General features: G+C 60.6%; 29 protein-coding genes and 1 tRNA gene. 19 read left to right on the top strand and 11 right to left on the bottom strand.

The window, feature by feature from the left end:
• The first annotated feature begins 1 nt into the window (after window position 1).
• Together GGQ67_RS08820 and GGQ67_RS08815 are read left to right on the top strand one after the other, a co-directional pair.
• On the top strand, window positions 2-562 hold the full coding sequence (locus GGQ67_RS08820; protein ID WP_183899775.1) for a GNAT family N-acetyltransferase: 561 nt from the start codon (window positions 2-4) through the stop codon (window positions 560-562).
• 108 nt (window positions 563-670) lie between these two features.
• Window positions 671-1,141: a DUF1203 domain-containing protein gene (locus GGQ67_RS08815; RefSeq protein ID WP_183899774.1), complete on the top strand. Its 471-nt coding sequence runs from the start codon at window positions 671-673 to the stop codon at window positions 1,139-1,141.
• A 63-nt stretch (window positions 1,142-1,204) separates the two neighbouring features.
• Here the strand turns inward: GGQ67_RS08815 and ald are convergent, their stop codons facing one another.
• Window positions 1,205-2,323 carry an alanine dehydrogenase gene (ald, locus tag GGQ67_RS08810; protein ID WP_183899773.1) on the bottom strand — a complete coding sequence of 373 codons (1,119 nt, stop codon included), beginning with the start codon at window positions 2,321-2,323 and terminating at the stop codon, window positions 1,205-1,207.
• Window positions 2,324-2,486: 163 nt separating this feature from the next.
• Here ald and GGQ67_RS08805 point away from each other — a divergent pair, with 163 nt between their 5' ends.
• The 5 genes from GGQ67_RS08805 (at window position 2,487) to GGQ67_RS08785 (ending at window position 7,209) form a co-directional block, all read left to right on the top strand.
• Window positions 2,487-2,948: an Lrp/AsnC family transcriptional regulator gene (locus tag GGQ67_RS08805; RefSeq protein ID WP_183899772.1), complete on the top strand. Its 462-nt coding sequence runs from the start codon at window positions 2,487-2,489 to the stop codon at window positions 2,946-2,948.
• Between the two features lie 67 nt (window positions 2,949-3,015).
• Window positions 3,016-3,897: a DMT family transporter gene (locus GGQ67_RS08800; RefSeq protein WP_183899771.1), complete on the top strand. Its 882-nt coding sequence runs from the start codon at window positions 3,016-3,018 to the stop codon at window positions 3,895-3,897.
• Window positions 3,898-3,986: 89 nt separating this feature from the next.
• On the top strand, window positions 3,987-4,319 hold the full coding sequence (locus tag GGQ67_RS08795; RefSeq protein ID WP_183899770.1) for a PilZ domain-containing protein: 333 nt from the start codon (window positions 3,987-3,989) through the stop codon (window positions 4,317-4,319).
• A 90-nt stretch (window positions 4,320-4,409) separates the two neighbouring features.
• Entirely contained in the window at window positions 4,410-5,102 is a 693-nt protein-coding gene (locus tag GGQ67_RS08790; RefSeq protein ID WP_183899769.1) for a hypothetical protein, read from the top strand.
• 118 nt (window positions 5,103-5,220) lie between these two features.
• Window positions 5,221-7,209: a bifunctional 2',3'-cyclic-nucleotide 2'-phosphodiesterase/3'-nucleotidase gene (locus tag GGQ67_RS08785; RefSeq protein ID WP_183899768.1), complete on the top strand. Its 1,989-nt coding sequence runs from the start codon at window positions 5,221-5,223 to the stop codon at window positions 7,207-7,209.
• Window positions 7,210-7,240: 31 nt separating this feature from the next.
• Here GGQ67_RS08785 and GGQ67_RS08780 read toward each other — a convergent pair whose 3' ends face one another.
• Window positions 7,241-8,209, bottom strand: coding sequence for a LysR family transcriptional regulator (locus GGQ67_RS08780; RefSeq protein ID WP_183899767.1), 969 nt, complete (start codon window positions 8,207-8,209; stop codon window positions 7,241-7,243).
• Window positions 8,209-8,364, bottom strand: a complete 156-nt coding sequence (locus GGQ67_RS08775) for a hypothetical protein (RefSeq protein WP_183899766.1) — start codon at window positions 8,362-8,364, stop codon at window positions 8,209-8,211. The genes GGQ67_RS08780 and GGQ67_RS08775 overlap by 1 nt, the downstream gene beginning before the upstream one ends.
• On the opposite strand from GGQ67_RS08775, the gene GGQ67_RS08770 reads away from it, so the two are divergent.
• Window positions 8,354-8,968 carry an FMN-dependent NADH-azoreductase gene (locus tag GGQ67_RS08770; RefSeq protein WP_183899765.1) on the top strand — a complete coding sequence of 205 codons (615 nt, stop codon included), beginning with the start codon at window positions 8,354-8,356 and terminating at the stop codon, window positions 8,966-8,968. The two genes, GGQ67_RS08775 and GGQ67_RS08770, sit on opposite strands and share 11 nt — an antisense overlap.
• A 69-nt stretch (window positions 8,969-9,037) precedes the next feature.
• Here the strand turns inward: GGQ67_RS08770 and GGQ67_RS08765 are convergent, their stop codons facing one another.
• On the bottom strand, window positions 9,038-10,258 hold the full coding sequence (locus GGQ67_RS08765; RefSeq protein ID WP_425503768.1) for a GGDEF domain-containing protein: 1,221 nt from the start codon (window positions 10,256-10,258) through the stop codon (window positions 9,038-9,040).
• A 77-nt stretch (window positions 10,259-10,335) separates the two neighbouring features.
• Between GGQ67_RS08765 and GGQ67_RS08760 the strand changes: the two genes are divergently transcribed.
• A complete protein-coding gene (locus GGQ67_RS08760; RefSeq protein ID WP_183899763.1) occupies window positions 10,336-10,491 on the top strand; it encodes a hypothetical protein in 156 nt (51 codons plus the stop codon).
• 58 nt (window positions 10,492-10,549) lie between these two features.
• Here the strand turns inward: GGQ67_RS08760 and GGQ67_RS08755 are convergent, their stop codons facing one another.
• Both GGQ67_RS08755 and ilvA read right to left on the bottom strand, forming a co-directional pair.
• On the bottom strand, window positions 10,550-10,879 hold the full coding sequence (locus GGQ67_RS08755; protein ID WP_183899762.1) for an HlyU family transcriptional regulator: 330 nt from the start codon (window positions 10,877-10,879) through the stop codon (window positions 10,550-10,552).
• 62 nt (window positions 10,880-10,941) lie between these two features.
• Window positions 10,942-12,192, bottom strand: a complete 1,251-nt coding sequence (ilvA, locus tag GGQ67_RS08750; RefSeq protein WP_183899761.1) for a threonine ammonia-lyase — start codon at window positions 12,190-12,192, stop codon at window positions 10,942-10,944.
• Window positions 12,193-12,390: 198 nt separating this feature from the next.
• On the opposite strand from ilvA, the gene GGQ67_RS08745 reads away from it, so the two are divergent.
• Both GGQ67_RS08745 and GGQ67_RS08740 read left to right on the top strand, forming a co-directional pair.
• Entirely contained in the window at window positions 12,391-12,777 is a 387-nt protein-coding gene (locus tag GGQ67_RS08745) for a VanZ family protein (protein WP_183899760.1), read from the top strand.
• Window positions 12,778-12,807: 30 nt separating this feature from the next.
• A tRNA-Leu gene (locus tag GGQ67_RS08740) sits at window positions 12,808-12,892 on the top strand.
• Between the two features lie 436 nt (window positions 12,893-13,328).
• Here GGQ67_RS08740 and wrbA read toward each other — a convergent pair.
• A complete protein-coding gene (gene wrbA / locus GGQ67_RS08735; protein WP_183899759.1) occupies window positions 13,329-13,925 on the bottom strand; it encodes an NAD(P)H:quinone oxidoreductase type IV in 597 nt (198 codons plus the stop codon).
• Window positions 13,926-14,216: 291 nt separating this feature from the next.
• Here wrbA and GGQ67_RS08730 point away from each other — a divergent pair, with 291 nt between their 5' ends.
• The 6 genes from GGQ67_RS08730 (at window position 14,217) to GGQ67_RS08705 (ending at window position 22,277) form a co-directional block, all read left to right on the top strand.
• Window positions 14,217-14,990 carry a competence/damage-inducible protein A gene (locus GGQ67_RS08730; RefSeq protein ID WP_183899758.1) on the top strand — a complete coding sequence of 258 codons (774 nt, stop codon included), beginning with the start codon at window positions 14,217-14,219 and terminating at the stop codon, window positions 14,988-14,990.
• Between the two features lie 107 nt (window positions 14,991-15,097).
• Window positions 15,098-15,940, top strand: coding sequence for a universal stress protein (locus GGQ67_RS08725; RefSeq protein WP_183899757.1), 843 nt, complete (start codon window positions 15,098-15,100; stop codon window positions 15,938-15,940).
• Window positions 15,941-16,132: 192 nt separating this feature from the next.
• On the top strand, window positions 16,133-16,630 hold the full coding sequence (gene gpt, locus GGQ67_RS08720; protein ID WP_183899756.1) for a xanthine phosphoribosyltransferase: 498 nt from the start codon (window positions 16,133-16,135) through the stop codon (window positions 16,628-16,630).
• 185 nt (window positions 16,631-16,815) lie between these two features.
• Window positions 16,816-17,403, top strand: a complete 588-nt coding sequence (locus tag GGQ67_RS08715; protein ID WP_183899755.1) for a hypothetical protein — start codon at window positions 16,816-16,818, stop codon at window positions 17,401-17,403.
• Between the two features lie 593 nt (window positions 17,404-17,996).
• Window positions 17,997-21,818 (top strand): vitamin B12-dependent ribonucleotide reductase, encoded by a 3,822-nt coding sequence (locus GGQ67_RS08710; RefSeq protein WP_183899754.1) that lies wholly within the window; start codon window positions 17,997-17,999, stop codon window positions 21,816-21,818.
• Between the two features lie 270 nt (window positions 21,819-22,088).
• Window positions 22,089-22,277 (top strand): hypothetical protein, encoded by a 189-nt coding sequence (locus tag GGQ67_RS08705; RefSeq protein WP_183899753.1) that lies wholly within the window; start codon window positions 22,089-22,091, stop codon window positions 22,275-22,277.
• Window positions 22,278-22,328: 51 nt separating this feature from the next.
• On the opposite strand, the gene GGQ67_RS08700 is transcribed toward GGQ67_RS08705, so the two are convergent.
• The gene (locus GGQ67_RS08700) at window positions 22,329-22,814 is read right to left on the bottom strand and encodes a BON domain-containing protein (RefSeq protein ID WP_183899752.1); all 486 of its coding nucleotides are present in this window, start codon (window positions 22,812-22,814) and stop codon (window positions 22,329-22,331) included.
• Window positions 22,815-23,002: 188 nt separating this feature from the next.
• Between GGQ67_RS08700 and GGQ67_RS08695 the strand changes: the two genes are divergently transcribed.
• On the top strand, window positions 23,003-23,185 hold the full coding sequence (locus GGQ67_RS08695) for a YegP family protein (RefSeq protein WP_183899751.1): 183 nt from the start codon (window positions 23,003-23,005) through the stop codon (window positions 23,183-23,185).
• 74 nt (window positions 23,186-23,259) lie between these two features.
• Here GGQ67_RS08695 and GGQ67_RS08690 read toward each other — a convergent pair whose 3' ends face one another.
• The gene (locus tag GGQ67_RS08690) at window positions 23,260-23,436 is read right to left on the bottom strand and encodes a hypothetical protein (protein ID WP_183899750.1); all 177 of its coding nucleotides are present in this window, start codon (window positions 23,434-23,436) and stop codon (window positions 23,260-23,262) included.
• Window positions 23,437-23,937: 501 nt separating this feature from the next.
• Between GGQ67_RS08690 and GGQ67_RS08685 the strand changes: the two genes are divergently transcribed.
• On the top strand, window positions 23,938-24,264 hold the full coding sequence (locus GGQ67_RS08685; RefSeq protein ID WP_183899749.1) for a hypothetical protein: 327 nt from the start codon (window positions 23,938-23,940) through the stop codon (window positions 24,262-24,264).
• 79 nt (window positions 24,265-24,343) lie between these two features.
• On the opposite strand, the gene GGQ67_RS08680 is transcribed toward GGQ67_RS08685, so the two are convergent.
• Window positions 24,344-24,544, bottom strand: a complete 201-nt coding sequence (locus GGQ67_RS08680; RefSeq protein ID WP_183899748.1) for a hypothetical protein — start codon at window positions 24,542-24,544, stop codon at window positions 24,344-24,346.
• Between the two features lie 44 nt (window positions 24,545-24,588).
• Window positions 24,589-25,437 carry an oxidoreductase gene (locus GGQ67_RS08675; RefSeq protein WP_183899747.1) on the bottom strand — a complete coding sequence of 283 codons (849 nt, stop codon included), beginning with the start codon at window positions 25,435-25,437 and terminating at the stop codon, window positions 24,589-24,591.
• Window positions 25,438-25,473: the final 36 nt, after the last annotated feature.

Genomic DNA, 25,473 nt, shown 5'->3' with positions numbered 1-25,473 from the left:
CATGGCAAAAGCACCCTCTTCGCTGAAGGCCCACGTGACCCGCCTCGAGATGACGGCGGCGCCGAAGACGAGCCTGCCGGTGCCGGTCAATATCCAGACCGCCATCATGCGCGCGCCGGAAATTCCGCTGCCGTTCTACCGCTATCTCTATCGCCAGGTCGGCGCGCGATGGCAATGGGTGGATCGTCTGCGGATGGGCGACGAGGAACTGGCCGTCACGCTCTACGACAAGCGCAACACGATCTGCGTGCTCTACGTGAACGGTGCGCCCGCCGGGTTCTACGAGTATCTGACCGTCGACGAGGATACGATCGAGCTCAGCCATTTCGGGCTGATGGAGCATGCGCTGGGTCTTGGGATCGGCAAGTGGTTCCTGCTGCAGGCGCTCTACGCGATCTGGACGCAGAACCCCGTGCGTGTGACCACCATGACCAACAATCTCGACCATCCCCGGGCGTTGCAGCTCTACCAGATGTTCGGATTTTCTCCGGTGTCCACAGGCACCGCGATCGTGCGTCCGCTCAGCGACAAGGAGCTGCTCGAGCTGGCGAAGAGAAGCTAGTCGGCGCGTTTCGGCTGCGTCCTCACGCGAAGGTACAAATGTGCAAGGATCGGGTGGTTTCCACTCGGGCTGAAGCGCATTCATGGCAAGCTCAAAAGGAGACTTGCCATGACCGCCCTATATTTCACTGCGATGCCCACTGCCGACGCCGAGACGATCTGGAACGGCGGGAACGATGCCTATGGTCACTTGCCGGAGACAATGGTGTCCGATGGGCCGGGACACCCCTGCCGCCACTGCCTGAAGAACATCGATTCGGGCGACGCGCTTTACGTCTTCGCCTACCGCCCCTTTCCGGAGTTGCAGCCCTACGCGGAGACGGGACCTGTGTTCCTGCACCAAAAGCGCTGCGAGCGCTATGCGGCCGAGGAAGTGCCGCCACCTGTCCTGACGACGAGCCCCAACTTCATCCTGCGAGGCTATGGTGCCAACGACCGCATCGTCTACGGCACCGGCGCCGTGACCGAGGTCGCCGATATCCCTGCCTATGCGGCGGAGCTCCTGCGCAAGCCCGAAGTGGCCTATGTGCATGTTCGCTCGGCGCGCAACAATTGCTATCAGTGCCGGATCGACGGTTGAATCACGGAAAAAAGCCGGCTGCGGAGAGCGCAACCGGCTTCAGTTGACGCAGCGCGATGGACCTTACGCCACGTTGAGCACGGCTTCCGCGGCGTAAGGCTCGTAGCCCAGCGCCTCGGCAACGGCTTTATTGGTGACGCGCCCCTTGTGGACGTTGAGACCGTTTCTGAGATGCCGGTCTTCCGCGATGGCGCGCAGACCGCGATCGGCGAGCGCCAGGCCGTGAACAAGCGTCGCATTGTTCAACGCCTGCGCCGAGGTGACCGGGACCGCGCCCGGCATGTTGGCGACGCAATAATGGACGACACCGTCGACCTCGTAGGTCGGATCGGAATGGGTCGTCGCATGCGATGTCTCGAAGCAACCGCCCTGATCGATGGCGACATCGACGATAACGGAGCCCTTCTTCATGCCCGAGAGCATTTCGCGGGTGACGAGCTTGGGCGCGGCGGCACCCGGGATCAGCACCGCGCCGATGACGAGATCGGCGGAGAAGACTTCATCCTCCAGAGCCTGAATGCTGGAATAGCGGGTATGGATGCGGCCGCCGAAAAGATCGTCGAGCTGGCGCAGGCGCGGCAGCGACTTGTCGAGGATGGTGACATCGGCGCCGAGGCCGGCGGCCATGCGCGCCGCATGCAGGCCGACCACACCGCCGCCGATAATGGTGACCTTGGCCGGCAGGACGCCGGGGACACCGCCCAGAAGAATGCCGAGGCCGCCATTGGCCTTCTGCAGTGCCGTTGCACCGGCCTGGATCGAAAGGCGACCGGCGACTTCGGACATCGGCGCCAGCAGCGGCAGGCCGCCACGCTCATCGGTCACCGTCTCATAGGCAACGCCGGTGACGCCTGACGACAGCAGGCCCTTGGTCTGTTCGGGGTCCGGCGCCAGGTGCAGATAGGTGTAGAGGATCTGGCCGTCGCGCAGCTGCGCCCATTCGGACGGCTGCGGCTCCTTGACCTTCACGATCATGTCGCACTTTTCGAAGATGTCCTTGGCGGCAGAAGCGATCTTCGCGCCTGCCGCGGCATAGGCGGCATCGTCGGCGCCGATGCCGGAGCCCGCCTTCGTCTCGATCCAGACCTCGTGGCCATGCGCGACATATTCGCGAACGGCCGCTGGCGTCAGGCCGACGCGATATTCGTGATTCTTGATTTCCTTCGGACAACCGACGCGCATCGGGGCGCTCCTCCTCGTTTGTTTTTCAAGCCTCGTCCCGCGAAGCGTTCACAAGCGAAATCCAATCACCCCGCGCGCGAAATGTCCTTGCAAAGAGGATTTGCATGAATGGCATTTTTCGAAGAAAAATGCGTTTCGGACGCAATAATCGAAAGTTCTTCGAATGTCGGAACTGGATGCCATCGATCATGCCATTTTGAAAGCACTTCAATCGAACGCACGGATCACCAACGCGGACCTGGCCAACAAGGTGGGACTGTCGGCATCGGCCTGCTCCCGGCGGCTCGACATACTCGACCGCGGCGGTGTCATCCTCGGCTATCACGCGCACGTCTCGCCCAAGGCGCTCGACTACAAGATGATCGCCATCGTGCATATCTCGCTCTCGGGCCAGTTCGCCAAGACGCTTTCGGAATTCGAGACCGCCGTGAAACGCTGCCCGAACGTGCTCGTCTGCTATCTGATGTCTGGGGAATACGATTATATCCTGCGCGTGGCGGCCCGGGATCTGGAGGACTATGAGCGCATCCATCGCGACTGGCTTTCGGCCCTGCCCCATGTCGTCAAGATCAATTCAAGCTTCGCCTTGCGCGAGGTGATCGACCGGCCCAATGTGGGCTTGTAGCGGAAGATCGGAATCACCCGCGCGCGTTTCCGGAATGGGGCGAGAGCCCGTGCAATAAGAAGACGCCATGAAATCGAAGACCCAGGGCTATATTTTCGTTCTTCTGGCGATCACCATCTTTTCCATTCAGGACGGCATCTCGAAACATCTGGGCGGGGCCTATCCGCCCGTCTTCGTGACGATGATCCGCTATTGGGCATTCGGTCTCTTCACCATCCTTCTGGCCGCGAAGATGCGCGGCGGCATTGTCGCCACGGCGCGCACCAAGCGGCCGGTCTTGCAGGTGATCCGCGGATTGCTGCTCGCCGCCCAGGTGGTCGTGGTGATCAGCTGCTTCGCGGTGATCGGACTGGCGCGCTCGCAGGCGATCTTCTCGGCGACACCGATCCTCATCGCGCTTCTCGCCATCCCGCTGCTTGGCGAGCGTGTGGGCTGGCGGCGGTGGACGGCGATCGGCGCGGGGTTGATCGGCGTGCTTCTGATCCTGAAGCCCGACAGCGGCTTCTTCGACGTCACGCTGCTGCTGGCTGTCCTCTCCTGCTTCCTCTTCGCGTTCTACGTCATCGCCACCCGGCTGGTCAGCCGCGACGATTCGTCGATGACGAGCTTTTTCTATACCGGTGTCGTTGGCGCCATCGCGATGACGCTCGTCGGACCGTTCTACTGGACCTGGATGGCGCCCACGGACTGGATCTGGATGGCGCTGGTCTGCATGACCAGCATCGCGAGCCACTACTTCCTGATCCGCGCCTACGACATGCTCGACGCCGCCGCCGTGCAGCCGCTCACCTATCTGCAGCTCGTCTACGCCTCGATCATCGGCGTCACGATCTACGGCGAGACGCTGAGCCTAAACACGATCATCGGCTCCGTCATCGTCGTCGCCTCCGGCATTTTCACGATCTGGCGCGAGCATATCGTGGCGCGCCGGGAAGCAACGCGGATGTAAAAAACGACCGTGCAATTTTAGTGAATTGTATAAATCGATTTCAATCTACGCGACGTATGCTGTCTGCAGTTCAATTTGGGAGACGCGTCATGCACAATCTCAACATTATTACCCGCAAGGCCGAGCGCAAACCCTGCAGGCTCTTCGGCAAGGTTCGTTACCTGACCAAGGAAGTCGATGCGCGCATTCTCAACATGTCCATCTCGGGCGTGGCGGTGGAAGTTCGCGCACCGCTGCATGCGGCTTCCGGCAGCCGGGTGCAGATTCTCGCCGACGATCTCGGCGTTCTCCACGGCATCATCCGCTGGACGCACAATGGCCGCGTCGGCATCCAGTTCGACCCGAACTCCAACGCCCGCGCCCAGGTCGCATCCTACTTCCGGTTCTTCCACAAGGAGGTAAAGCCGGTTCTGGCGCGATGAGCAATAGCTCTTTGATCATGCTTTGAAACCTGCCGTTTATTGGTGGTTGTACCTGCATCGTGATACTCCGCAAGAAGGGGGAGAACTGCGATGGCACAAGCTGATCAATCACTGCTTGGAATTACAGGACAGACACTCGATTTCGCGTTGAAGGTTCTTCAGCTCGGCGCTCTTGGACTGGGCGGCCTTGTCATCGTGTTGTCGTTCCTGATTATACTTGTACGCACTACGATGGGTGGGCAAATTACAGACGCGCAACGTGCAGTATTCAACAGCTTTATGTTGCTGGGCGCGTTTTCAATGACAATCGCCTTCGCGTGCCTCCTTGGAGAAAAATACATTCCATCGCGAGCGAATGTTTCGCTCGCCTTCTCACCGAGGTTTCAGACGATCGGCGTTCCGGTTCCGGTGATTAAGTACGGTGAAGCTACCTACGAGGAGAACCGTTCCTTCCTCATCCACGATACCGGTACGATCATAGTGAGCGTCGACGACACATTCGACAAGTATAAGCAGTTACAGGAAGCCAAGAGCATAGCAGAAAACAAGGCAGCAGCTGCAGCTGCGGTCATCAAAGCAACTGACGTCAAGATCGGTTCGACCATGCAGACAATAAGCGATCAACAGCAGAAGATTCAGGAGATCGTTGGCGCGGTAAAACCTGAGGTCGTCGCAAAACTGCCACCGAACGTACCGGAAAATTTTAAGGCTATTACAAAGTCGAACTCCTCATCGATCGAACAACTCGGCAACATCCGCGAGAGCTTGCAATCAAAATTCTGATGCTCGGGCATTTAGCGGACAACCGATATTCCCCTGTCATTTGCGGGGTTTACTCCTTCGAAAATCATCCTACTCTCGCCGCCGGGCGGGCGTCGCGTGAATTTTCGAAGGAGTTTTCATGTCTTCCAGTTTTGAACTTCCACCCATGAGCCGTCGTTCGCTTCTCACCGGCATCGCCGCCACCTCCGCGTTGGTTCTGCTGCATCCCTTCACCGCGCGCGCCGCCGCCAACCAGGCGCATCTCAGGCTGATGGAAACGACGGATATCCACGTCAACGTCTTCCCTTACGACTACTACGCCGACAAGCCGAACGACACGATGGGACTGGCGCGCACCGCGACGATCATCGACACGATCCGCGCCGAGGCGGCGAACTCGCTGCTGATCGACAATGGCGACCTCTTGCAGGGCAACCCGATGGGCGACTACATGGCCTATCAGCGCGGCCTGAAGGACGGCGACGTCCATCCCGTGATCAAGGCGATGAACACGCTCGGCTACACCGTCGGCACGCTGGGAAATCACGAGTTCAACTACGGCCTCGATTTCATGTTCAAGGTGCTCAATGGCGCGAACTTCCCGTTCGTGTGCGCCAACCTGACCAAGGGCCAGCTCGCCTCCGATCCGAAACAGGACGAGCTCTTCTTCAAGCCCTACGTCATCGTCGAAAAGATGATCAAGGACGGCGCGGGCAACGAGAGCCCGGTGAAGATCGGCTTCATCGGCTTCGTTCCGCCGCAGATCATGCTCTGGGACATCAAGAACCTCGAGGGCAAGGCGCAGACGCGCGATATCGTCGAGGCGGCCAAGGCCTGGGTGCCTGTCATGAAGGAAGCCGGCGCCGATATCGTGATTGCGCTCTCGCATTCGGGCATCGACGGCAGCGCCCCCACCGACAAGATGGAGAACGCCTCGCTGCATCTGGCCGCCGTCGACGGGATCGATGCGATCTTTACCGGCCACCAGCACCTCGTCTTCCCCGGGCCGAAGACCTGGGACGGCATTTCGAACGCCGATCCGGTCAAGGGAACGCTGCATGGAAAGCCCGCCGTCATGGCAGGCTTCTGGGGCTCGCATCTCGGCCTGATCGACCTTCTGCTCGAAAAAGACGGCAAGAGCTGGAAGATCGTCGACTTCACCTCGGAGGCCCGGCCGATCTATCACCGCGACGACAAGAAGAAGGTCGTGGCGGATGTCGGCGACAAGAAGGAGGTCATCGAGGCGGCCAAGGCCGAGCACGAGGCGACGCTCGCTTATGTCCGCACCCCCGTCGGCAAGACATCGGCGCCGCTCTATTCCTACTTCGCGCTGGTGGCCGACGATCCCTCGGTGCAGATCGTCAGCCAGGCACAGAGCTGGTACATCAAGCAGATGCTCGCCGACACGGAATACAAGGATCTGCCGGTGCTCTCGGCGGCGGCTCCCTTCAAAGCCGGCGGTCGTGGCGGCGTCGATTATTATACGGATGTTCCGGCCGGCGATCTCGCCATCAAGAACATCGCAGACCTCTATCTCTATCCGAACACCGTTCAGGCCGTCGTCATCACCGGCGAGCAGGTGAAGAACTGGCTGGAGATGTCGGCGGGGATGTTCAACGAGATCAAGGAAGGAACGAAGGACGCCGAGCTTCTGAACGCCGATTTCCCCTCCTACAATTTCGACGTCATCGACGGCGTCACCTACCAGATCGATCTGGCGCAGCCGCGCAAATACGACAATGACGGCAACGCGATCAACGCCGGTTCCAACCGCATCCAGAACCTTGCGTTCGAAGGCAAGCCGATCGATCCGAAGCAGAGGTTCGTGGTCGTGACCAATAACTACCGCGCTGGCGGTGGGGGCAAGTTCCCCGAGATCGCGGCCGACAAGGTGGTGTTCCAGGCGCCCGATACGAACCGCGACGTGATCGTGCGCTATGTGTACGAGCAGGGAACGATCAATCCCGCCGCCGACGGCAACTGGACCTTCAAGCCCGTGACGGGTGCGACCGCGACCTTCCAAAGCGGGCCGAAGGCGAAACAGTTCATCGCCGACGTCAAGGGAGCCAAGATCGAGGACGCAGGCGAAGGAACGGATGGTTTCGCCAAGTTCCGACTTGTTCTCTAGAACCTGAGACTGGCGAGGCCAAGCGCCTCGCCTACTCCGCCGCGAGCGGCAGGTCGGGAGCCTTGATCTCGTTCAGCGACGCCGTGAAATCGGCGTGGTTCGGGCAGGCCGACAGCCGCGACTGGAAGGCTTCGATCAACCATGTGGCGGCCGGGCCCGGCGGATTGGCGATCCGGCGCATCGCATAGATCGGGTATTCGCCCTGCTCATAGGCCGGCAGGTCGAGATGGACGAGCGTGCCATTGGCAAGATCGTCCCTGATGATGGAGGCCGGCAGACCGCCCCAGCCCAGACCGCCACGGATCAGCGCATGCTTGGTGGCGATGTCGCTGACGCGCCAGGTCTTGTAGGACAAGACGTTGAAATCGCGCCCCTTGGTGAGCCCCGAGGCGTCGGTGACGACGAGCTGCACCTCCTCGCGAACATCGGCGAGCGTCAACGGCCCTTCGATATCCGCCAGCGGGTGGGAGCGCGCGGCGACCGGGATCATGAAGGAATGACCAATCTTTTCGACGGCGATCGAATCGTCCTGCTTCAGGAGCGCTCCGCCGATGCCGATCGTCGCCTTGCCCGACAGAACGGCGTCCATGACCATGCCGAGTTCACCGGCGCTGAGATTGAGCGTGACGGAGGGAAAGCGATCGCGGAATTCCCTGAGCACGGCGACGACCGCCTGCGACGGCACCATGACGCTGATCGCCACGTCGACCTCGGCCTCCAGGCCTTCCTTCAGGCTTTTCACCCTCGCCCGCATCACCTGCAGGTCGGTCATCAGCCGACGGGCGTCCTCGAGCATGGCCTTGCCTGCTTCGGTAAGCTTCGGCTGACGGGCGCCGGAGCGTTCGAACAGCTGCATCTCGAGCTGCGATTCCAGATTGGCGATGGTGTAGCTGACCACCGACTGGGCGCGATTGAGCACGCGGGAGGCGGCCGAGAAGCTGCCGGTTTCGGCAACGGTCAGGAAAACCTGCAACTGGTCAAGTGTCGGGTTCGGCAACATCACATCCATCCAATCGATCGATAGTCTTGATCGACATTATCCCAGTTTTTTCGATAGGCCGCCAGACCTATTTCTTCTCCCGAAGACGCGGTTCGATCATCCCCAAATCGACCCGGAAACGCAAAGACCAAAGGATTATCAATCATGTCGTCCATTCTGCTTCTGACATCCAGCCCGCGTGCTGACTCGCTTTCGACCGATATCGCCGTGGACCTGGCTGGCAAGCTCCAGGCGCAGAAGGCCGGTAGCGTCGTCGTTCGCCGCGACCTCGCCGCCAACCCGCTGGCCCACATCAACGACCTGTTCACCGGCGCCATCCGCAAGCCGGCGGACGCCCGCACGGTCGAGGAAAACGAAGCCGCGAAGATCTCCGACGAACTGGTCAACGAACTGCTCGCCGCCGACACTATCGTCATCGGCACCGGCCTCATCAACTTCAACATCTATTCGTCGCTGAAGAGCTGGATCGACAACGTCGCCCGCGCCGGCATGACCTTCAAATACACCGAAAACGGTCCGGTCGGCCTTGCCACCGGCAAGAAGGTCTATGTCGTTCTCGCCTCCGGCGGCGTCTACTCGCAGGGTCCGGCCGCCGGCATGAACCATGCCGTACCTTATCTGAAGACCGTTCTCGGCTTCATGGGCATCACCGATGTCGAGACCATCTATGTGGAAGGCCTGGCCTTTGGCCCCGAGGCCGCCGAGAAGGCCGTGGGCGCTGCCAAGGCACGCGCCGAAGAACTCGCGCTCGCCGCCTGATATCAGCGGCAGCCGGTTCATGAAGGCGGTCGGCTTGCCGGCCGCCTTTTTGTTTGCGGAAAATTGCGATCAGCCGGCGACCGTGAATTCGTGGACACCGCTCCGGCCGAAGACGCAGTTGCGGCCGTTCTTCTTCGCCTGATAAAGCCGCTCGTCGGCGGACGACAGGATGGCGGTGAAGACATCGCCGTCCTCGGTGGCCGTCGCCACGCCGATGCTGATCGTAACCGGCTTGCCATCGGGCGTGGAAACGCTGTTTTCGATCGTCCAGCGCAACCTTTCGGCAAGGCGCAAGCCCTCGGCCTGATCGGTCAAGGGGCAGATCGCCACGAATTCCTCGCCGCCGAAGCGGAACACCCGGTCGCCCGCCCGCAGGATCGTGCCGAGCCGCGCGGCGATGGCGCGCAGGACATCGTCGCCCTGCAGGTGGCCGAACACGTCGTTGACGTTCTTGAAGTGATCGGCGTCGAGGATCATGACCGTCGCCGACTGTCCCTGGCGCAGCGATTCACGGATCATGACCGGCGCCTCCAGTTCCATTCGGGTGCGGTCGTAAAGTCCGGTCAGCACGTCGCGGCCGGTGCGGCTCAGAAGATCGTTGTAGCGTTCGCGGAAAGTCAGGTCGCTGAAGATATCGCCGATCGGACGCACGCTTGACGTGGTGACGGCGTGACCGATCCATTTCTCGTAAATCGCGAAGAGCACCGTGTAGATGCACACGGCGAGCATCTTCGCCTTCCACCCACCCCAGAAAGCAGCGACCGGCACGCCGACCGAATAGTGCAGCGCGCCGAAGAAGGCGATCTGGTCGAAGGTCAGCATCACGAAGCCGCAGATCATGAAGCGCAGCACGGGACGCTGCCGCAGATAGCCGCCCAGCCGCTCATAAAGCAGGATGATGCCGATTGCGTCGAGATAGAGGATGGCCGTGCCCCAGAGCATCAGCCAACCCATTTCCTTCAGAAACGCGTCGCTCGGGACGGTATCCGGCGTAAGCTGTAGCGGCGCGTGCCACTGCACGATCCAGGCGATCGCGACCGTCAGCAGGTTACCTATGAAGAGCCCGTAGATCGGCTGGCGGACGACGGCGGCATCTTCCTGAAGATAGAGCATCAGGATCATCATCAGCTTGCCGGTAAAGAACACCGATGATCCCGGCGAGACGATGCCGAACGGCAGCTCGACATAAAAGACCGCCGCGAGGTAGGTCTCCATGAAATGCATGACACCGAGCGCGGTCAGGAAAATGCCGATACCGATGCGGGCGCGAAAATGCAGCAGCGTCACCATCAGCGTGAAATAGCCGATGGCTTCGGCGATGAAGAGGATCAGATTGACGTTCGCGATCAACGCCGGGACCTCCCGCGATGCGGCTGCGCCAGCCCGGTACCGCCATGCCGCGCGACGCCGACCATGCTGTCGGCGACATTGGAAACGGCTATGCTGCGGGCATTTTGTGGCACTGGATATTCCTGCTCGATCTGGTGACCGCAGGATCGCCGCAATGTTTTAAAATAGCATGAGGGAATGGCGGCGCGGCCGCGCGACACGCAACTGTCGCCGCCCGCCAGCCTTCGGTGATCAGACCTGGCGAACCTTGGCTCCGTCGCTGAACAGGGACGGTCCGTTCTGATCGATGATCTGCTGCGCCTTGCGCACGGTGCATTCGATCGCATCATCCGTGGACGAAAACATATCGGCGCGGATGAAATTGCGCACCAGCAACTCGTCGCCGACCGTCTTCTCGATGCGGCCGGCAAGACGGTACTGGCCGCCTTCCTTCAAGGGTTCGGCGTAAATCGTGCAATCGGCATAGGGCTGCGGATCGGAAGTGACGCTGGAAGAAGCCGCGCCCGGCGGCTTCCCGCCGCCCGAGAACATGGAGAAAATGCTGGAAAATATCGAAGCCATTGATACGCCTTTATTGTGATGGGCGATGCCGTGAGGGTTAGATAGGGCCGCTACCGTCAAAGTTAAATGATGAGGTTGGCGAGGATCTCGTTTTCGGTGATGTCCTCGAAACCGATGCCGGACGCCTCGAAATTCGCGAACAGCGCCGCGAAGTTTTCCGGCGCCTTGGTTTCGATGCCGATCAGGACGGAGCCGAAGTTGCGGGCGGTCTTTTTCAGATATTCGAAGCGGGCGATATCGTCGTCGGGGCCGAGCAGGTTGAGGAAGTCGCGGAGCGCGCCCGGGCGCTGCGGAAGCCTGAGAATGAAGTATTTCTTCAGGCCCGCATAGCGCATGGCCCTTTCCTTCACATCCGGAAGCCGCTCGAAATCGAAATTGCCGCCGGAAACGATCGCGACCACCGTCTTGCCGCGGATCGCTTCGGGATCCATCGTGGCGATGGCCGTCAGCGACAGGGCGCCGGCCGGCTCCAGCACCACGCCCTCGACGTTCAGCATCTCGTTGATCGTCACGCAGATCGCATTTTCGGGCATCAGCATGACCTGATCGCTCGGGAAGTCCTTGAGCGCCGCGAAATTCAGGTCGCCGATGCGGGCAACGGCCGCGCCATCGACGAAGTTGTCGACCTTGGAGAGCGTCACCACCTCGCCGGCCTCGATGCTGCGCTTGAGGCTTGGCGCGCCAAGCGGCTCGACGAAGAAGAAACCGGTGCTCGCAACGGTGTCCTTCAGATAGCCACTGACGCCCGCCGCCAGGCCACCGCCGCCGACAGGCAGGACGACGAGATCGGGCACCGTACCCTCGGGCAACTGCTGCATGATCTCGGAGGCCACGGTCGACTGACCCTCGATGATATCCTCATGATCGAATGGCGGCACCATGACGCCGTCGATCATCTCGACGTGGTCGCGTGCGGCCTTGTAGCACTGATCGAAGAAGTCGCCTGTCAGCTTGATGGTGATGAACTCGCCGCCGAAGATGCGGGTCTTGTCGATCTTCTGCTGCGGTGTCGTCACCGGCATGAAGACGACGCCCGGAACGCCGAAATGGCGGCAGACGAAGGCAAAGCCCTGAGCATGATTGCCGGCCGACGCGCAGACGAAGGTCTTGCCGGAGGCGCCTTCCTCGATGCGCTTGCGGAAGAAATTGAAGGCTCCGCGGATCTTGTAGGAACGGACGGGCGACAGATCCTCGCGTTTCAGCCAGATATCGGCGCCATAACGAGCGGACAAATGCTCGTTGAGTTGCAGCGGCGTTGCCGGAAAAAGGCCACGCAGAGCCTCCTCGGCAGCTTCGACATTCTGTCTGGTCACGGTCACGGTCCCTTGTTATTGCGCCCAACGCTATGCCATAGGCAGACAATCGAAAGAAGCCCATTTTCAACCACAACGGTTCGGTAGGGCACTGGTGGCACGCGCGCTCGGACAAGCGCCGGCATAACGCCAGCCGCGCCATCGAGATAACGCAATCGTGCGGAGAAGCCGCCCGACGAGATGATTATTGTGAGTTTTATGACAGCAGACAAACTTTCCAAGCCGGTCGCCTGGCTCCTCCTCGCCGCCATCATCTTCGTAACGGTTTCGCCGATCGGCCTCCGTCCCCATACGATTACGTCAGTCAACATCGACAGGGCGCTCGCCTATCTGGTCGTCGGCCTCGCCTTCGCACTGGCCTATCCGCGGCACTGGATCATGGTCGCCGTGCTGCTGATCGCCGGTGCCTTGTTCATCGAATACCTGCAATATCTCTCACCCACCCGCCATGCGCGCCTTCAGGACGCCGGCGTGAAAGCCGTGGGCGGCACGATCGGTGTCTTTGCCGGATCGATTTTCAACAGGGTTCGCGCCGCGAGAGCGAAGCATCTTGACGCCTGCCAGCGCACGCATGCCCTTGACTGAATCGCCACAGTCGTTGAATGAGAAGCCTGCGCGGGCGTGGCGAAACTGGTAGACGCAAGAGACTTAAAATCTCTCGGCCTTGGCTATGCGGGTTCGATCCCCGCCGCCCGCACCAACTCCTCCGCCGCCCAAGAATAGCCGAAGATACGACGAGCGGCTGCGATGCATATATGAGACACCGCTTAACTACTTAATAATATCTCTTTCTTGCAACGTTAGAATGTGTTTGTATGCCGCCCGTCAGCAAAGCTACGGCTTTAGGGCGTGTATTTGTAAAGCTTGTCTTGTGGTGGGAGTAAGACGATGGTTTACGATTGGGATGGCGCCAGAACACGGCGCTTGAGACTGTTTAAAACAGGCACGGCATTCTTGATCGCATTGGCAGCATTCGCGGTACCGTTGTTCGTTTACACGGCAAAATTCAGCGGATTCTAAGACTAGACGACCAGGGCAATCAGCAGCGACAATTTGATATTATGCCGGCGTTTCGACGCCACACATGAAAAGGCGCGGCCCGAGGCCGCGCCTTCACTGTTTCAGGCGTTTCTGGCTCAGGCGAGCTTGGCCGCGAGCTTGGCGACATGCGCGCCCTGGAACTTGGCGGCATCGAGCTCGATCGCCGAGGGCTGGCGCGAACCGTCGCCATCGGTAATCGTGGACGCACCATAGGGCGAGCCGCCCTTGATCTCGTCAACGCCCATCTGGCCCTGGAAAGCATAGGGAAGTCCGGCAACGACCATGCCCTGATGGAGGAAGGTCGGGATGAAGCCGAGGATGGTCGATTCCTGGCCGCCGTGCTGCGTGGCGGACGAGGTGAAGGCCGAACCGATCTTGCCGACCAGCTTGCCGGCGAACCAGAGGCCGCCCGTCTGATCCCAGAAGTTGCGCATCTGCGATGCGACGGTGCCGAAGCGGGTGCCGGCGCCGACGATGATCGCGTCGTATTCGGCGAGTTCGTCCACGGTGGCGATCGGTGCCTTCTGGTCGAGCTTGAAATGCGATGCCTTGGCGACCTCTTCCGACACCAGTTCTGGCACGCGCTTGACGGTCACGTCGGCACCGGCGGATTTCGCGCCCTCGGCAACGGCATACGCCATCGTCTCGATGTGGCCGTACGCAGAATAGTAAAGAACCAGAACCTTAGCCATCTCAGCAGTTTCCTCTCTCCGGGTTGCGGCGGGTGCTGCGATTGGCGCACCGACCAAAATTCGTTTGATGAATTCGCGGATCATAAAGAATGCCCACGACGCATTTTGTCCGGTAGATAGCTAGCGCAAGAGCCTGGCGGCGGCCAGTGGCGCCACGGAAGACGGACTGTTCAATCTTATCGCACGTTTTTGGCTTGCGTTCACATTTGCGTATGCATGGGCGCAGGCTTCCCGTTTGCCCTATTTGGTATAAGCTCGACGCCAAAGATTGAATGAAGACAGAGACCTGCAATGACCCAACAGATTGTGACCGCAGCCATTCTGGCAATCGGCGACGAACTTTTATCCGGCCGTACCAAGGACAAGAACATCGGCCACCTCGCCGATATGCTGCTGCTTTCGGCCATCGACCTCAAGGAAGTCCGCATCGTCGCCGACGAGGAGGAGGCGATCGTCGAGGCGCTGAACGCCCTCCGGACGAAATACGATTATGTGTTCACCTCCGGCGGCATCGGGCCGACCCATGACGACATCACCGCCGATGCCGTTTCCAAGGCCTTCGGTGTTGCCTGCCATCATGACGAGAAGGCGATGGCGCTGCTCGGCGAGATGTACAAGCGCCGCGACATGGAGTTCACCGAGGCCCGCCAGCGGATGGCGCGCATGCCTGTTGGCGCGACGCACATTCCCAACCCCGTCTCCACCGCGCCCGGCTTCGTCATCGGCAACGTCTATGTGATGGCCGGCGTGCCACAGGTGTTTCAGGCGATGGTGGACGCGGTGATACCGACGCTGCGGACCGGAACGCCGGTGCTGTCGCTGGCGATCTCCTGCCCCTACGGCGAAGGCGATATCGGGACGCCGCTGGCGGCGATCCAGAAGGCGCATCCGGAGACCAGCATCGGTTCCTATCCGCGTTATGTCGGCCAGAAGTTCTCGACCGAGATCGTCGTTCGTGGCCGCTCGCAGGCGGTGATCGATGCCGCGGGCGCCGATGTCGCCGCGATGATCGACGGCATTCGCCGCGAGCGGGATATCCTGGAAAACCATTCGGCGGAGGCCTAATTTATTTCGATACCGGCCTATGCGGCTTGATCTCGGTCAAGGAAACAAATGCCGGCCAAGCGCATTGCTTCCCTTACGGAGTTTTTCATCCGAGCAAGGAGATACACATGTCTTACAAAACGATTCTTGCGATTCTCGATACTTCAGACAATTGCGCCGCCGTCGCCGATCTGGCCTTCGCGCTGGCGGCGGAACACGATGCCCATGTGATCGGGCTCCACGCCGAAACGGTCTCCGTCGTGCCGCTCGTTGCGCCTATGGAGATTCCCGATCCCGTCGCGATGCAGGCGCTGCATGAGATGGCGCATGCCGAAACAGTCAAGATCGAGACGATCGTTCGCCGCAAGGCGGAGGTCGAGGGTGTCTCGTTCGAGTGGCGCAGCTTTGCCTCCTCGAGCGGCTATGGCTCGGCGCCGCTGATCGAGAGCGCCCGCAGCGCCGATCTGCTGGTCGCCTCGCAGGCCGATCCGGCAAGACCGTCGGACAGTCACGTCGATGTCGATAATTTCCTGCTCGAAAGCGGACGACCGGTTCTGATGATCCCCTTCATCATACGCCAGCCGAAGCCGATCAAGCGGGTGCTCGTCGCCTGGAACGGCTCGAAGGAGGCCGCGCGCGCCACGTTCGACGCCCTGCCCTTCCTGAAGGCCGCGGACGAGGTGGAGGTGTTTTCCGTCGACCCGGTCGACAACGCGCTGCAATCGGCGGAGGTTGCGGGTGCGGAAATCGCCGCGACCCTGGCACGCCACGGCGTCAACGTCACCCTGGCGACGGCGACGACCTCGGACAAGAGCACGTCCGAAGTCATCGAGAATAGGTTGTCGGACAGCAGCATCGACCTGCTGGTCATGGGCGCCTACACGCATTCGCGGCTCTGGCAGATGATCTTCGGCGGCACAACGAAGTCGCTGCTGCATTCCATGACGGCGATGACGCTGCTTTCGCGCTAGCAGGCGGCTCCAACAGCGGGGGCTTGCGTTTTGCAACCAAATTCCGCTAATTGCCACGACCGACGACGAGCTCCGGCTTCGGTCCTTCCATCGCGCAGTCTCGGCTGCGCGATTTGCGTTTGACGAAGGAAACGGAAGAGCGTCCGGCCGCCGGCAAACGGCGTGTCATCATTCATGCCTCGGAGCGAGCCAATGTCCCTTCCCGATAAAGCCTTTCCTGTTTCCTGGGATCAATTTCACCGCGACGCGCGCGCGCTGGCCTGGCGTCTCGCCGGCCTCAACCGCGAGTTCAAGGCGATCGTGTGCATCACCCGCGGCGGCCTCGTGCCGGCCGCCATCATTTCGCGCGAGCTGAACATCCGCCTGATCGAGACCGTCTGCGTCGCGTCCTACCACGATTACGTGAACCAGGGCGAGATGATGCTGCTCAAGGGGATCGCAGCGGAACTGCTTGAAGATGGCGGCGAAAGCGTGCTCGTCGTCGACGATCTGACCGACACCGGCAAGACGGCCTCCGAGGTCCGCACGCTGCTTCCGAAGGCGCACTTCGCCTGCGTCTACGCAAAACCGCAGGGTGTGCCCGTCATCGATACGTTCGTCACCGAGGTGAGCCAGGATACCTGGATCTACTTCCCGTGGGATATGGGTTTCAGCTATCAGGAACCGATCGCCAAGAGCAGCAAGGGCTGATTTTCCAGCGCCTTGCTTGCACAAAGACTTAAACAACCATAAATTGTTCCAATCTTTGTTTACTAACATCACCAAATTCGCTGTCGGGCCCTCGCCGTCCGCCGTATGATCATCTGGCTTCAGGCGGCAAGGGCGCCGCCTGTTGATTGGGTAGGGGCGGTCGCGGGCGCGACACTGGAAAGACCATGCGGTGTTGGCGGTTTATCGGCGTGATCGCGGCTTTCGGGCTGTGCTTGAACGCGCAACCGCGCGCGGTCTCAGCCGAACCCGCCTATGTGTCGGTCGTGCGCGAATACGTGGATGCGCTCGTCAAGCCGATGATCAACAAACCGATGGTCCTGGCGGCGATCAAGTCGCAGAATCTGAAGTTCGGCGATGTCAGCGCGACTGACATCCAGGTGCTCGACAACAGCTACCGCTCGGAAATCAAGAGCGGGCAATGGCAGATGGTCACTCGTCTCCTCAACAACCCGGTCTCGCGCTACCTCAAATCCAAGCAGGATGATTCGCAAGGAACGATTGTGGAAATCTTCGTGACCGACCGGAACGGACTGAATGTCGCGCAGAGTATCCCGACCACGGATTACTGGCAGGGCGACGAAAACAAGTTCCTGAAGACGTTTGCCCGGAACTCCGACGAGGTTTTCATCGATCGCGCCAGCCGCGACGATGCCACGCAATTGCTGCAAACACAGGCAAGTTTCACCATTCGCGACGAGAGCGGAGAAGCGATCGGAAGCGCCACGGTGACCATCGCCATCGACGCACTTTAGTGCCGTGTTCGGCCGTGCGAATCACAAGGCGCATTTGGGCGCGAAAAGCCACCGGCAAATGACAAAATATGGCAAAATTTATCCGGCTTTGGCATTTGCCTTGCGCATCCCGTAGCAAGCCATTGAAATTCTTGCCCAACTGGTTTTTCCCCAGTCTCCACAGGCCACTCCACAATATCTTGTGGTGAACACTTCGTTAAGAACAAGCCCTTGACGGAATCGCCTCTTTTCAAGTTAATGAAGTTCGATGTTGCGGCGGCAGCTGAACCGGACATGACGAGGCCGGTTCTCACCAGAAATCGAGCATTGAATCAGGGCGTTGATCCATGAGGGGTGAGCCGCCATGAGTATGTTCTGCGCGATTTTTGCCGCCTGAAAAAGCGACATCCGGGGCTGGCGGAAAAAGGCTGTTAATACTATATTTAGTGATTGCGGCCACCATCACCACAAGATACAGGATGACCCATCTCCGGATGACACTCCTGTGACGATACGGAAACGAGAACTGGCTGCGCTCCTTACGGCGCCGCCGGAGGTGGAAACTTGCGCCTTGGTCAACGGGGACGGGGCGCGCGAGCTAGAGGTTAAGGCAAATGCGCATAGAACGCCGATTTACGAAGGCAGATCAGGGCGCTTACGCGGCTATCGAATTCCGCAAGGCAACCAGCGAGATCAAGAACCCTGACGGGTCGATCGTATTCCGCCTCGAGAACATCGATGTTCCCGCGCAGTTTTCGCAGGTCGCGGCCGACATTCTGGCGCAGAAGTATTTCCGCAAGGCCGGCGTCCCTGCCCGCCTCAAGAAGGTCGAGGAAAACGACGTTCCTTCCTTCCTGTGGCGCTCGGTTGCCGATGAGGCGGCTCTGAAGGACCTCCCGAAGGATCAGCAGTACGGTTCCGAAACCGATGCGCGCCAGGTCTTCGACCGTCTGGCCGGCACCTGGACCTACTGGGGCTGGAAGGGTGGCTACTTCTCTTCCGAGGAAGACGCGGCCGCCTTCCGCGACGAACTCGCCTACATGCTCGCGACTCAGCGCGTCGCCCCCAACTCGCCGCAGTGGTTCAACACCGGCATGCATTGGGCCTATGGCATCGACGGCCCCGGCCAGGGCCACTTCTATGTCGACCCCTTCACCGGCAAGCTGACGAAGTCGAAGTCGGCCTATGAGCATCCGCAGCCGCACGCCTGCTTCATCCAGTCCGTCGAGGACGATCTGGTCAACGAAGGCGGCATCATGGACCTGTGGGTTCGCGAAGCCCGCCTCTTCAAGTACGGCTCCGGCACCGGCTCCAACTTCTCGTATCTGCGCGGCGAAGGCGAACGCCTTTCGGGCGGTGGCCGTTCCTCCGGCCTGATGAGCTTCCTGAAGATCGGCGACCGCGCCGCCGGCGCCATCAAGTCGGGCGGCACGACGCGTCGCGCGGCCAAGATGGTCGTGGTCGACATCGACCATCCGGATATCGAGGAATACATCAACTGGAAGGTCAAGGAAGAGCAGAAGGTTGCTGCCCTCGTGACCGGTTCCAAGATCGTCAGTCGCCACCTGAAGGCGATCATGAAGGCCTGCGTCAATTGCGAAGGCGACAATGACGATTGCTACGACCCGAACAAGAACCCTGCCCTGAAGCGCGAAGTGCGCGCCGCCAAGAAGGACCAGGTTCCGGAAAACTATATCGGCCGCGTCATCCAGTTCGCTCGCCAGGGCTACAAGGACCTCGAGTTCAAGACCTACGACACCGACTGGGATTCGGAAGCTTACCTCACGGTTTCGGGCCAGAACTCCAACAACTCGGTCTCGATCAAGGACGACTTCCTGCGCGCTGTCGAAAACGACGGTGACTGGAACCTGACCGCCCGCAAGGACGGCAAGGTCATGAAGACGCTGAAGGCACGCGACCTGTGGGAATCGATCTCCTACGCCGCATGGGCATCGGCCGATCCGGGCCTGCACTTCAACACGACGATGAACGACTGGCACACCAGCCCGGCCGCCGGCCCGATCCGCGCATCCAACCCGTGCTCGGAATACATGTTCCTCGACGACACGGCCTGCAACCTTGCCTCGCTGAACCTCATCCAGTTCAAGGATGCGGCCACCAAGCGCATCAACATCGCTGACTACGAACACGCCGTTCGCCTGTGGACGGTCGTGCTTGAAGTCTCCGTGATGATGGCGCAGTTCCCGTCGAAGCAGATCGCCGAGCGCTCCTACGAATACCGCACGATCGGCCTCGGCTACGCCAATATCGGCGGCTTGCTGATGTCGTCGGGCATTCCTTACGACAGCGACGAAGCCCGCGCCATCGCAGGCTCGCTGACGGCGATCATGACCGGCATCTCCTACGCCACTTCGGCCGAGATCTCGTCTGAACTCGGACCTTTCCCGATGTTCAAGCCGAACCGCGAAGCCATGCTGCGGGTCATCCGCAACCATCGCCGCGCCGCTCACGGCGAGACGTCGGGCTATGAAGGCCTGTCGATCAACCCGGTCGCGCTCATCCACTCCGAGAACCCGGACCAGGATCTGGCGGCTCACGCCAAGAGCGCCTGGGACAAGGCTCTCGAGCTCGGCGAGAAGCACGGCTACCGCAACGCCCAGGCAACCGTCATCGCGCCGACAGGCACGATCGGCCTCGTCATGGATTGCGACACGACGGGTATCGAGCCTGACTTCGCGCTGGTGAAGTTCAAGAAGCTCGCCGGCGGCGGCTACTTCAAGATCATCAACCGCGCCGTTCCGGAAGCGCTGCGCACGCTCGGCTACTCCGAGAGCCAGATCGCCGAGATCGAAGCTTACGCAGTCGGCCACGGCAACCTGAACCAGGCGCCGTCGATCAACCCCGGCTCGCTGAAGGCCAAGGGCTTCACCGACGAGAAGATCGAAGCGCTGAACGGCGCGCTGAAGTCGGCCTTCGACATCAAGTTCGTCTTCAACCAGTGGACGCTCGGCACCGACTTCCTGAAGGGCGCGCTGAAGGTTTCCGACGAACAGCTCGGCGACATGGGCTTCAACCTGCTCGAGCACATCGGTTTCTCGAAGAAGGACATCGAGGCTGCCAACGTTCACGTCTGCGGCGCGATGACGCTGGAAGGCGCACCGTTCCTGAAGAACGAACACCTCGCCGTGTTCGATTGCGCCAATCCTTGCGGCAAGATCGGCAAGCGTTATCTCTCGGTCGACAGCCACATCCGCATGATGGCTGCCGCCCAGCCGTTCATCTCGGGTGCGATCTCCAAGACGATCAACATGCCGAACGACGCGACGGTCGACGATTGCAAGAGCGCCTACATGCTCTCCTGGAAGCTCGGCCTGAAGGCAAACGCTCTCTACCGCGACGGCTCCAAGCTGTCGCAGCCGCTGAACGCCTCGCTGATCGAAGACGAAAGCGATGAGGACGCCCTGGAGGATCTGCTGCAGCAGCCGGTCGCCGCCCAGGCCGTCACCATCACCGAAAAGATCATCGAGCGTGTGGTCGAGCGCGTGACCCGCGAACGCGAGAAGCTGCCGAACCGCCGCCAGGGCTACACCCAGAAGGCCGCCGTCGGCGGACACAAGGTATACCTGCGCACCGGCGAATTCGGTGACGGTCGCCTCGGCGAGATCTTCATCGACATGCACAAGGAAGGCGCGGCCTTCCGTGCGATGATGAACAACTTCGCCATCGCCATCTCGCTCGGTCTGCAGTACGGCGTGCCGCTCGAGGAATATGTGGAGGCCTTCACCTTCACCAAGTTCGAGCCGGCAGGCATGGTCATCGGCAACGACGCGATCAAGAACGCCACGTCGATCCTCGACTACGTGTTCCGCGAACTGGCCGTCTCCTACCTCGGCCGCCACGATCTGGCGCATGTCGATACGTCGGACTTCTCGAACACTGCCCTCGGCAAGGGTATCCAGGAAGGCAAGACGAACCTCGTCTCGACCGGATGGACCCGCGGCTACAAGCCGACGATCGTTTCGAACAGCGAACGCCAGGCATCCGGCGAGCCGAAGGGCTCGGCAACAGCCGCCCCTGCCCGCGCCTCGTCCGGCGCGACGGTGACGTCTTTCGCGGGTGCCGCCGCCCGCAAGATCGAGCCGACGGTCGCGATCTCGACCTCCGAAATCGTCGCCTTCAAGCGCGATTACGAAGAGCGCGCCAAGGAACTGGCCGAAGAGATCGCGGAAGAGGTGCTGGAAGAAGTCACGACCGAGGCGCAGCAGCAGGCAACCGCCCTGTTCTCCGACAAGGCCGCGGCTGACGCCGCTTCGGCCAAGACGGAAGCCAAGAAGATCGAATCCGAGCGCCGCGCCCGGTCGATCATGCAGGGCTACACCGGCAACATTTGCTCGGAGTGCCAGAACTTCACGATGGTGCGCAACGGCACCTGCGAGAAGTGCGACACGTGCGGCGCGACCAGCGGCTGCAGCTGATTTCTGTGAATATCTGACGATACGACAGCCCAGAGGAAACTCTGGGCTGGACTACAAAGGAGAACAAAACGAGATTCTGAGTTGTGATTCGAGGTGCTTAGAAATACCAAAGCCGGGACCCTATGGATCCCGGCTTGGATACCGCGAAAAAGCCGAAGCCTACGCGGGGCAAAGAGACTCAAATCCCTCGCCTGTCGCAGGGTTATTATAAGGGATTGCGAGAAACGGAGTCGAGGTAGCTTCGGCGCTTTCAAGCCATTGGAGATTATAATGGCCCGCAATACTGGTGATAATTTTCGGAAAGGCGCAGTCACTGGCCGCACGCAATTTGAGCGCCCAGATGGTCACTACCAAAAACGCGACGAACGTACTGGACACTTCATGGAAGTGAAGCAGTCCGAAGGCAAGTTCAAGGGCGTCGCAACGGAACCCGACGGACGCGATACCGAGAACTCCTAATTAAGAAACACGGCGGCTCAACGCGTTAGTTGGGCCGCCCTTTCATAAAATTCAACGCGCATCCACGCCCGTCGTGTGCAGCATGGTTCTCACCTGGCGGACGCCATCGACCGAGGATGCGGCGAGTTCGACCTTGCGGGCGATGCCGATGGTCTCGACGGAGCCTTCGACGGTGACGACATGGCCGTCTGCGTGGACCTCGATGCTGTCGATGTCGACTTCGGGGACGTTCTCGATGTTTTCGGTGACCCGCGCTTCGAGATCGTCGCTGTCATCGCGGTCGATCGTGTCGGCGCGCAGCGAATCCTTCAGCCGGTTCTCGTTGCCATCCCGGTCTATACCGTCGACGCGAAAGCCTGGATTGTCGCCGCTGTCGAAATTCGCGGGCGTTTCACCGTAGGCGCCATTCTCCGGCGCTGCGGACGAAGAGCCCGGCGTATCCGCATAGGGCCAGCCGTCGTCGATATTGCGCTCTTCGAAATCACGGTAGTCCTCGCTGCGCGACAGCGGCTTCTTTCCATCATTGTTCATGGGCATCGATATTCTCCTTCAGCGTGTTTTCAAACAACGCCCAAGAGGCCAGATGGTTCGTCAATTTTGCTTGGCGTCGCCTGGCCGATGCAACTGCGCCCACCCCAAACGCTATCTCCGGGTTGCAGCCGGTTCGTGGAAACAAGCTACGGAATGGCCTAGCGCTTGTGTGTCAAGACTCAAGGGAGAGAGACATGGCGACGTGCAAGGCAAGCAATGGCGACACCTGGGAGATCTACCAAACGAATGGTCAGTGGCACTGGCGGCGAACGGCGCCCAACGGAAATATCGTCGGCGCCTCGACGGAAGGCTATCACAATCGAAGCGACTGCATCGCCAATGCCCGGCGCAATGGAATGACCTGCGATCCGGTCTGACCGGCTCGACTGTCGCGGAATTCGATAAGGGAAGGTGCGCGGCCGATCACATCAGGGCCGCGCGCTTCCGATTGCTATCGAGCAGCCTTCGGTTCGGCGAATGTCGCGGCGCCTTGCAATGGCACGTCATCGGCAACCTCCTGCGCGACGGCGGAGAGGTCGAGATTGCCCCAGATGGATTTTTCCTTGCTGCGATCGGTACGGCGGGATGTCTTGATTTCAACAACGAACGGCTTCGATTGAGCGCGCATGTGATTCCTACTGAAAAGCGTTGAACGAATCCATCAACGCAGCGAGCCTATGAAGCGTTCCCTCGCCGCGCAAGCGCATTCGGCGTCGCATCCCCTGACCTCGGCTGTCTATACAGCCTCAAGTCAGCCACTGGCAAAAATTCACCCCCATGACGCGAGCCCATAAGGGCGCTGCTACCGTTTTTTCGTCGCGACGGGCAGCCATGCAAAATTGTTTCAGGAAAATCCTTGAAGGAACAATCAATGTCGACTAGGTAGCACGTCGCCGAACGTAATGGCGTCCAAGCTCAGGCTTCGACGGCGTTCAATCGGCCACCTTTTCCTACTCGTGTAGAGGCACCGGCAGCGGCCCCAGGTCGCTTATCGATCGTTTGATCGGCAGCCGGTTTGCAAACAAAATATCAGCGTGCGGATGGCACCTGGACAGCGGAACGGCCGATCAACATCGCTCGCTTCGACGGCTAGGGAGTCGCTGGCGCCAAGGAATGAAAAAGACTGCGAATGACCATTAAAGAGCGTTTTCTGAAACAGCAGCATGCCTGGATGATCGGCGCATGCTACTCCCGCAAACACCCCGATTTTCATCGCTATGGCGGCGTCGACGTCGCCGTTTCTCCCCGCTGGAAAGAGTGTCTCGACACGTTCATGAACGACATGATCGACACCCTGCCCCGCAGCCTGTCCGAGCGCCGCCTGGCGCTGCGCAATCCGCGCCGGCCTTTTGAGCCCGGCAATGTCGAGTGGGTTTTCGTCAGCAAGCATCGCGGTCTTCGCGCGCCCGACGGCACCCGGCCGGAGTTGCCCGAAGCGCGCCTGCGCCGCGCCTGAACACTTTCAAGCGATCGATTGTCGCCGGCTGGCGGGGTTTTATTGCCCCTCCAGCCGGCGAACTTGTTTCGGGCGCCTGTTAGCGCCGGCCGCGTATGCTTTTCGTCAGCACAATGAGAATGAGGCCGACGGCAACGGCGAGAGCGCCCCAATAGATCCAGGGTGTCTGGTCGATCATGAAGCTCTCGGCCGGATACGGAAAATAGCCGCTGCCCTGCCCCATCCAGATCAGGCCGGTCAGGACCAGCAGGCCTTCAAGGCCATAGACGAGCTTCACCATCACATCTTCCTCCACAGCGCCATGCTCATGCTAGGACGCGAGCATCAATACTTCGGGAAATCGGCGCCGAGGCTGGTGTCCTTCCATTCCTCGATCAGTCCCAGGCGCTCCTTCAGCTTGGCCGTGACCGCGCCATAGCCGAACTCGCCGAGCACGAGGTGGCGCGGCGCATTCTCAACCTCGGTGATCTTGATGATCGCTTCGCCGGCGCGCACGGGGTCGCCCGGCTGCTGGCCGCTGTATCCGGCCGTCTGGCGCATGCGCGCGGCAGCGGTTTCGGCGTAGTCGGCGATCTTGCTCTCGGTCTGCCGCAGCGAACGGCCGGCCCAGTCGGTACGGAACGGGCCGGGTTCGACGCAGGTGACCTTGATGCCGAGCGGCGCACCTTCGGCGGCCAACGCATCCGACATGCCCTCGACAGCATGCTTGCTGGCCGAGTAGTAGCCGGACGCGGGGAAGCCGATGAAGCCGGCCACCGACGTGATGTTGATGACATGGCCGCGTCGGCGGGTGCGCATGCCGGGCAGAACCGCGCGCGTCATGGCGAACAGGCCGAAGACATTGGCCTCGAACTGATCGCGGATCTCTCTGTCGCTGCCCTCCTCGATCGTCGACTGATAGCCATAGCCGGCATTGTTGACGAGGACGTCGATCCGTCCGAAGCGCTCCTCGGCGGCCTTCACGGCGGCAGTGATCTGTGAGGTGTCGGTCACGTCGAGATCGACGGCGAGCGCGTTGTCCTCATGGCCCGAAACGAGATCGGCGATGCGGGCCTTGTCGCGGGCGCTGACAACCGTCGGCCAACCGCGGGCGATGGTGAGTTTCGCCAACTCGCGGCCGAAGCCTGTCGAGCAACCGGTGATGAACCAGACGGGATTTTTGTCTTGAGGCATGGTGTTTTCCTGAAATGTTCGTCTGAAATCGAAAGC

Source organism: Rhizobium metallidurans, from assembly GCF_014196505.1.
In the GTDB taxonomy this organism is placed as follows: domain Bacteria; phylum Pseudomonadota; class Alphaproteobacteria; order Rhizobiales; family Rhizobiaceae; genus Rhizobium; species Rhizobium metallidurans.
This window is presented reverse-complemented; position numbering and strand designations above follow the sequence as displayed.

Coding starts and splice junctions, on each gene's coding strand:
- GGQ67_RS08820 (WP_183899775.1), top strand. CDS start 2: ATGGCAAAAGCACCCTCTTCGCTGAAGGCCCACGTGACCCGCCTCGAG.
- GGQ67_RS08815 (WP_183899774.1), top strand. CDS start 671: ATGACCGCCCTATATTTCACTGCGATGCCCACTGCCGACGCCGAGACG.
- ald (WP_183899773.1), bottom strand. CDS start 2,323: ATGCGCGTCGGTTGTCCGAAGGAAATCAAGAATCACGAATATCGCGTC.
- GGQ67_RS08805 (WP_183899772.1), top strand. CDS start 2,487: ATGTCGGAACTGGATGCCATCGATCATGCCATTTTGAAAGCACTTCAA.
- GGQ67_RS08800 (WP_183899771.1), top strand. CDS start 3,016: ATGAAATCGAAGACCCAGGGCTATATTTTCGTTCTTCTGGCGATCACC.
- GGQ67_RS08795 (WP_183899770.1), top strand. CDS start 3,987: ATGCACAATCTCAACATTATTACCCGCAAGGCCGAGCGCAAACCCTGC.
- GGQ67_RS08790 (WP_183899769.1), top strand. CDS start 4,410: ATGGCACAAGCTGATCAATCACTGCTTGGAATTACAGGACAGACACTC.
- GGQ67_RS08785 (WP_183899768.1), top strand. CDS start 5,221: ATGTCTTCCAGTTTTGAACTTCCACCCATGAGCCGTCGTTCGCTTCTC.
- GGQ67_RS08780 (WP_183899767.1), bottom strand. CDS start 8,209: ATGTTGCCGAACCCGACACTTGACCAGTTGCAGGTTTTCCTGACCGTT.
- GGQ67_RS08770 (WP_183899765.1), top strand. CDS start 8,354: ATGTCGTCCATTCTGCTTCTGACATCCAGCCCGCGTGCTGACTCGCTT.
- GGQ67_RS08775 (WP_183899766.1), bottom strand. CDS start 8,364: ATGGACGACATGATTGATAATCCTTTGGTCTTTGCGTTTCCGGGTCGA.
- GGQ67_RS08765 (WP_425503768.1), bottom strand. CDS start 10,258: ATGGTGACGCTGCTGCATTTTCGCGCCCGCATCGGTATCGGCATTTTC.
- GGQ67_RS08760 (WP_183899763.1), top strand. CDS start 10,336: ATGCGGCTGCGCCAGCCCGGTACCGCCATGCCGCGCGACGCCGACCAT.
- GGQ67_RS08755 (WP_183899762.1), bottom strand. CDS start 10,879: ATGGCTTCGATATTTTCCAGCATTTTCTCCATGTTCTCGGGCGGCGGG.
- GGQ67_RS08745 (WP_183899760.1), top strand. CDS start 12,391: ATGACAGCAGACAAACTTTCCAAGCCGGTCGCCTGGCTCCTCCTCGCC.
- wrbA (WP_183899759.1), bottom strand. CDS start 13,925: ATGGCTAAGGTTCTGGTTCTTTACTATTCTGCGTACGGCCACATCGAG.
- GGQ67_RS08730 (WP_183899758.1), top strand. CDS start 14,217: ATGACCCAACAGATTGTGACCGCAGCCATTCTGGCAATCGGCGACGAA.
- GGQ67_RS08725 (WP_183899757.1), top strand. CDS start 15,098: ATGTCTTACAAAACGATTCTTGCGATTCTCGATACTTCAGACAATTGC.
- gpt (WP_183899756.1), top strand. CDS start 16,133: ATGTCCCTTCCCGATAAAGCCTTTCCTGTTTCCTGGGATCAATTTCAC.
- GGQ67_RS08715 (WP_183899755.1), top strand. CDS start 16,816: ATGCGGTGTTGGCGGTTTATCGGCGTGATCGCGGCTTTCGGGCTGTGC.
- GGQ67_RS08710 (WP_183899754.1), top strand. CDS start 17,997: ATGCGCATAGAACGCCGATTTACGAAGGCAGATCAGGGCGCTTACGCG.
- GGQ67_RS08705 (WP_183899753.1), top strand. CDS start 22,089: ATGGCCCGCAATACTGGTGATAATTTTCGGAAAGGCGCAGTCACTGGC.
- GGQ67_RS08700 (WP_183899752.1), bottom strand. CDS start 22,814: ATGCCCATGAACAATGATGGAAAGAAGCCGCTGTCGCGCAGCGAGGAC.
- GGQ67_RS08695 (WP_183899751.1), top strand. CDS start 23,003: ATGGCGACGTGCAAGGCAAGCAATGGCGACACCTGGGAGATCTACCAA.
- GGQ67_RS08690 (WP_183899750.1), bottom strand. CDS start 23,436: ATGCGCGCTCAATCGAAGCCGTTCGTTGTTGAAATCAAGACATCCCGC.
- GGQ67_RS08685 (WP_183899749.1), top strand. CDS start 23,938: ATGACCATTAAAGAGCGTTTTCTGAAACAGCAGCATGCCTGGATGATC.
- GGQ67_RS08680 (WP_183899748.1), bottom strand. CDS start 24,544: ATGGTGAAGCTCGTCTATGGCCTTGAAGGCCTGCTGGTCCTGACCGGC.
- GGQ67_RS08675 (WP_183899747.1), bottom strand. CDS start 25,437: ATGCCTCAAGACAAAAATCCCGTCTGGTTCATCACCGGTTGCTCGACA.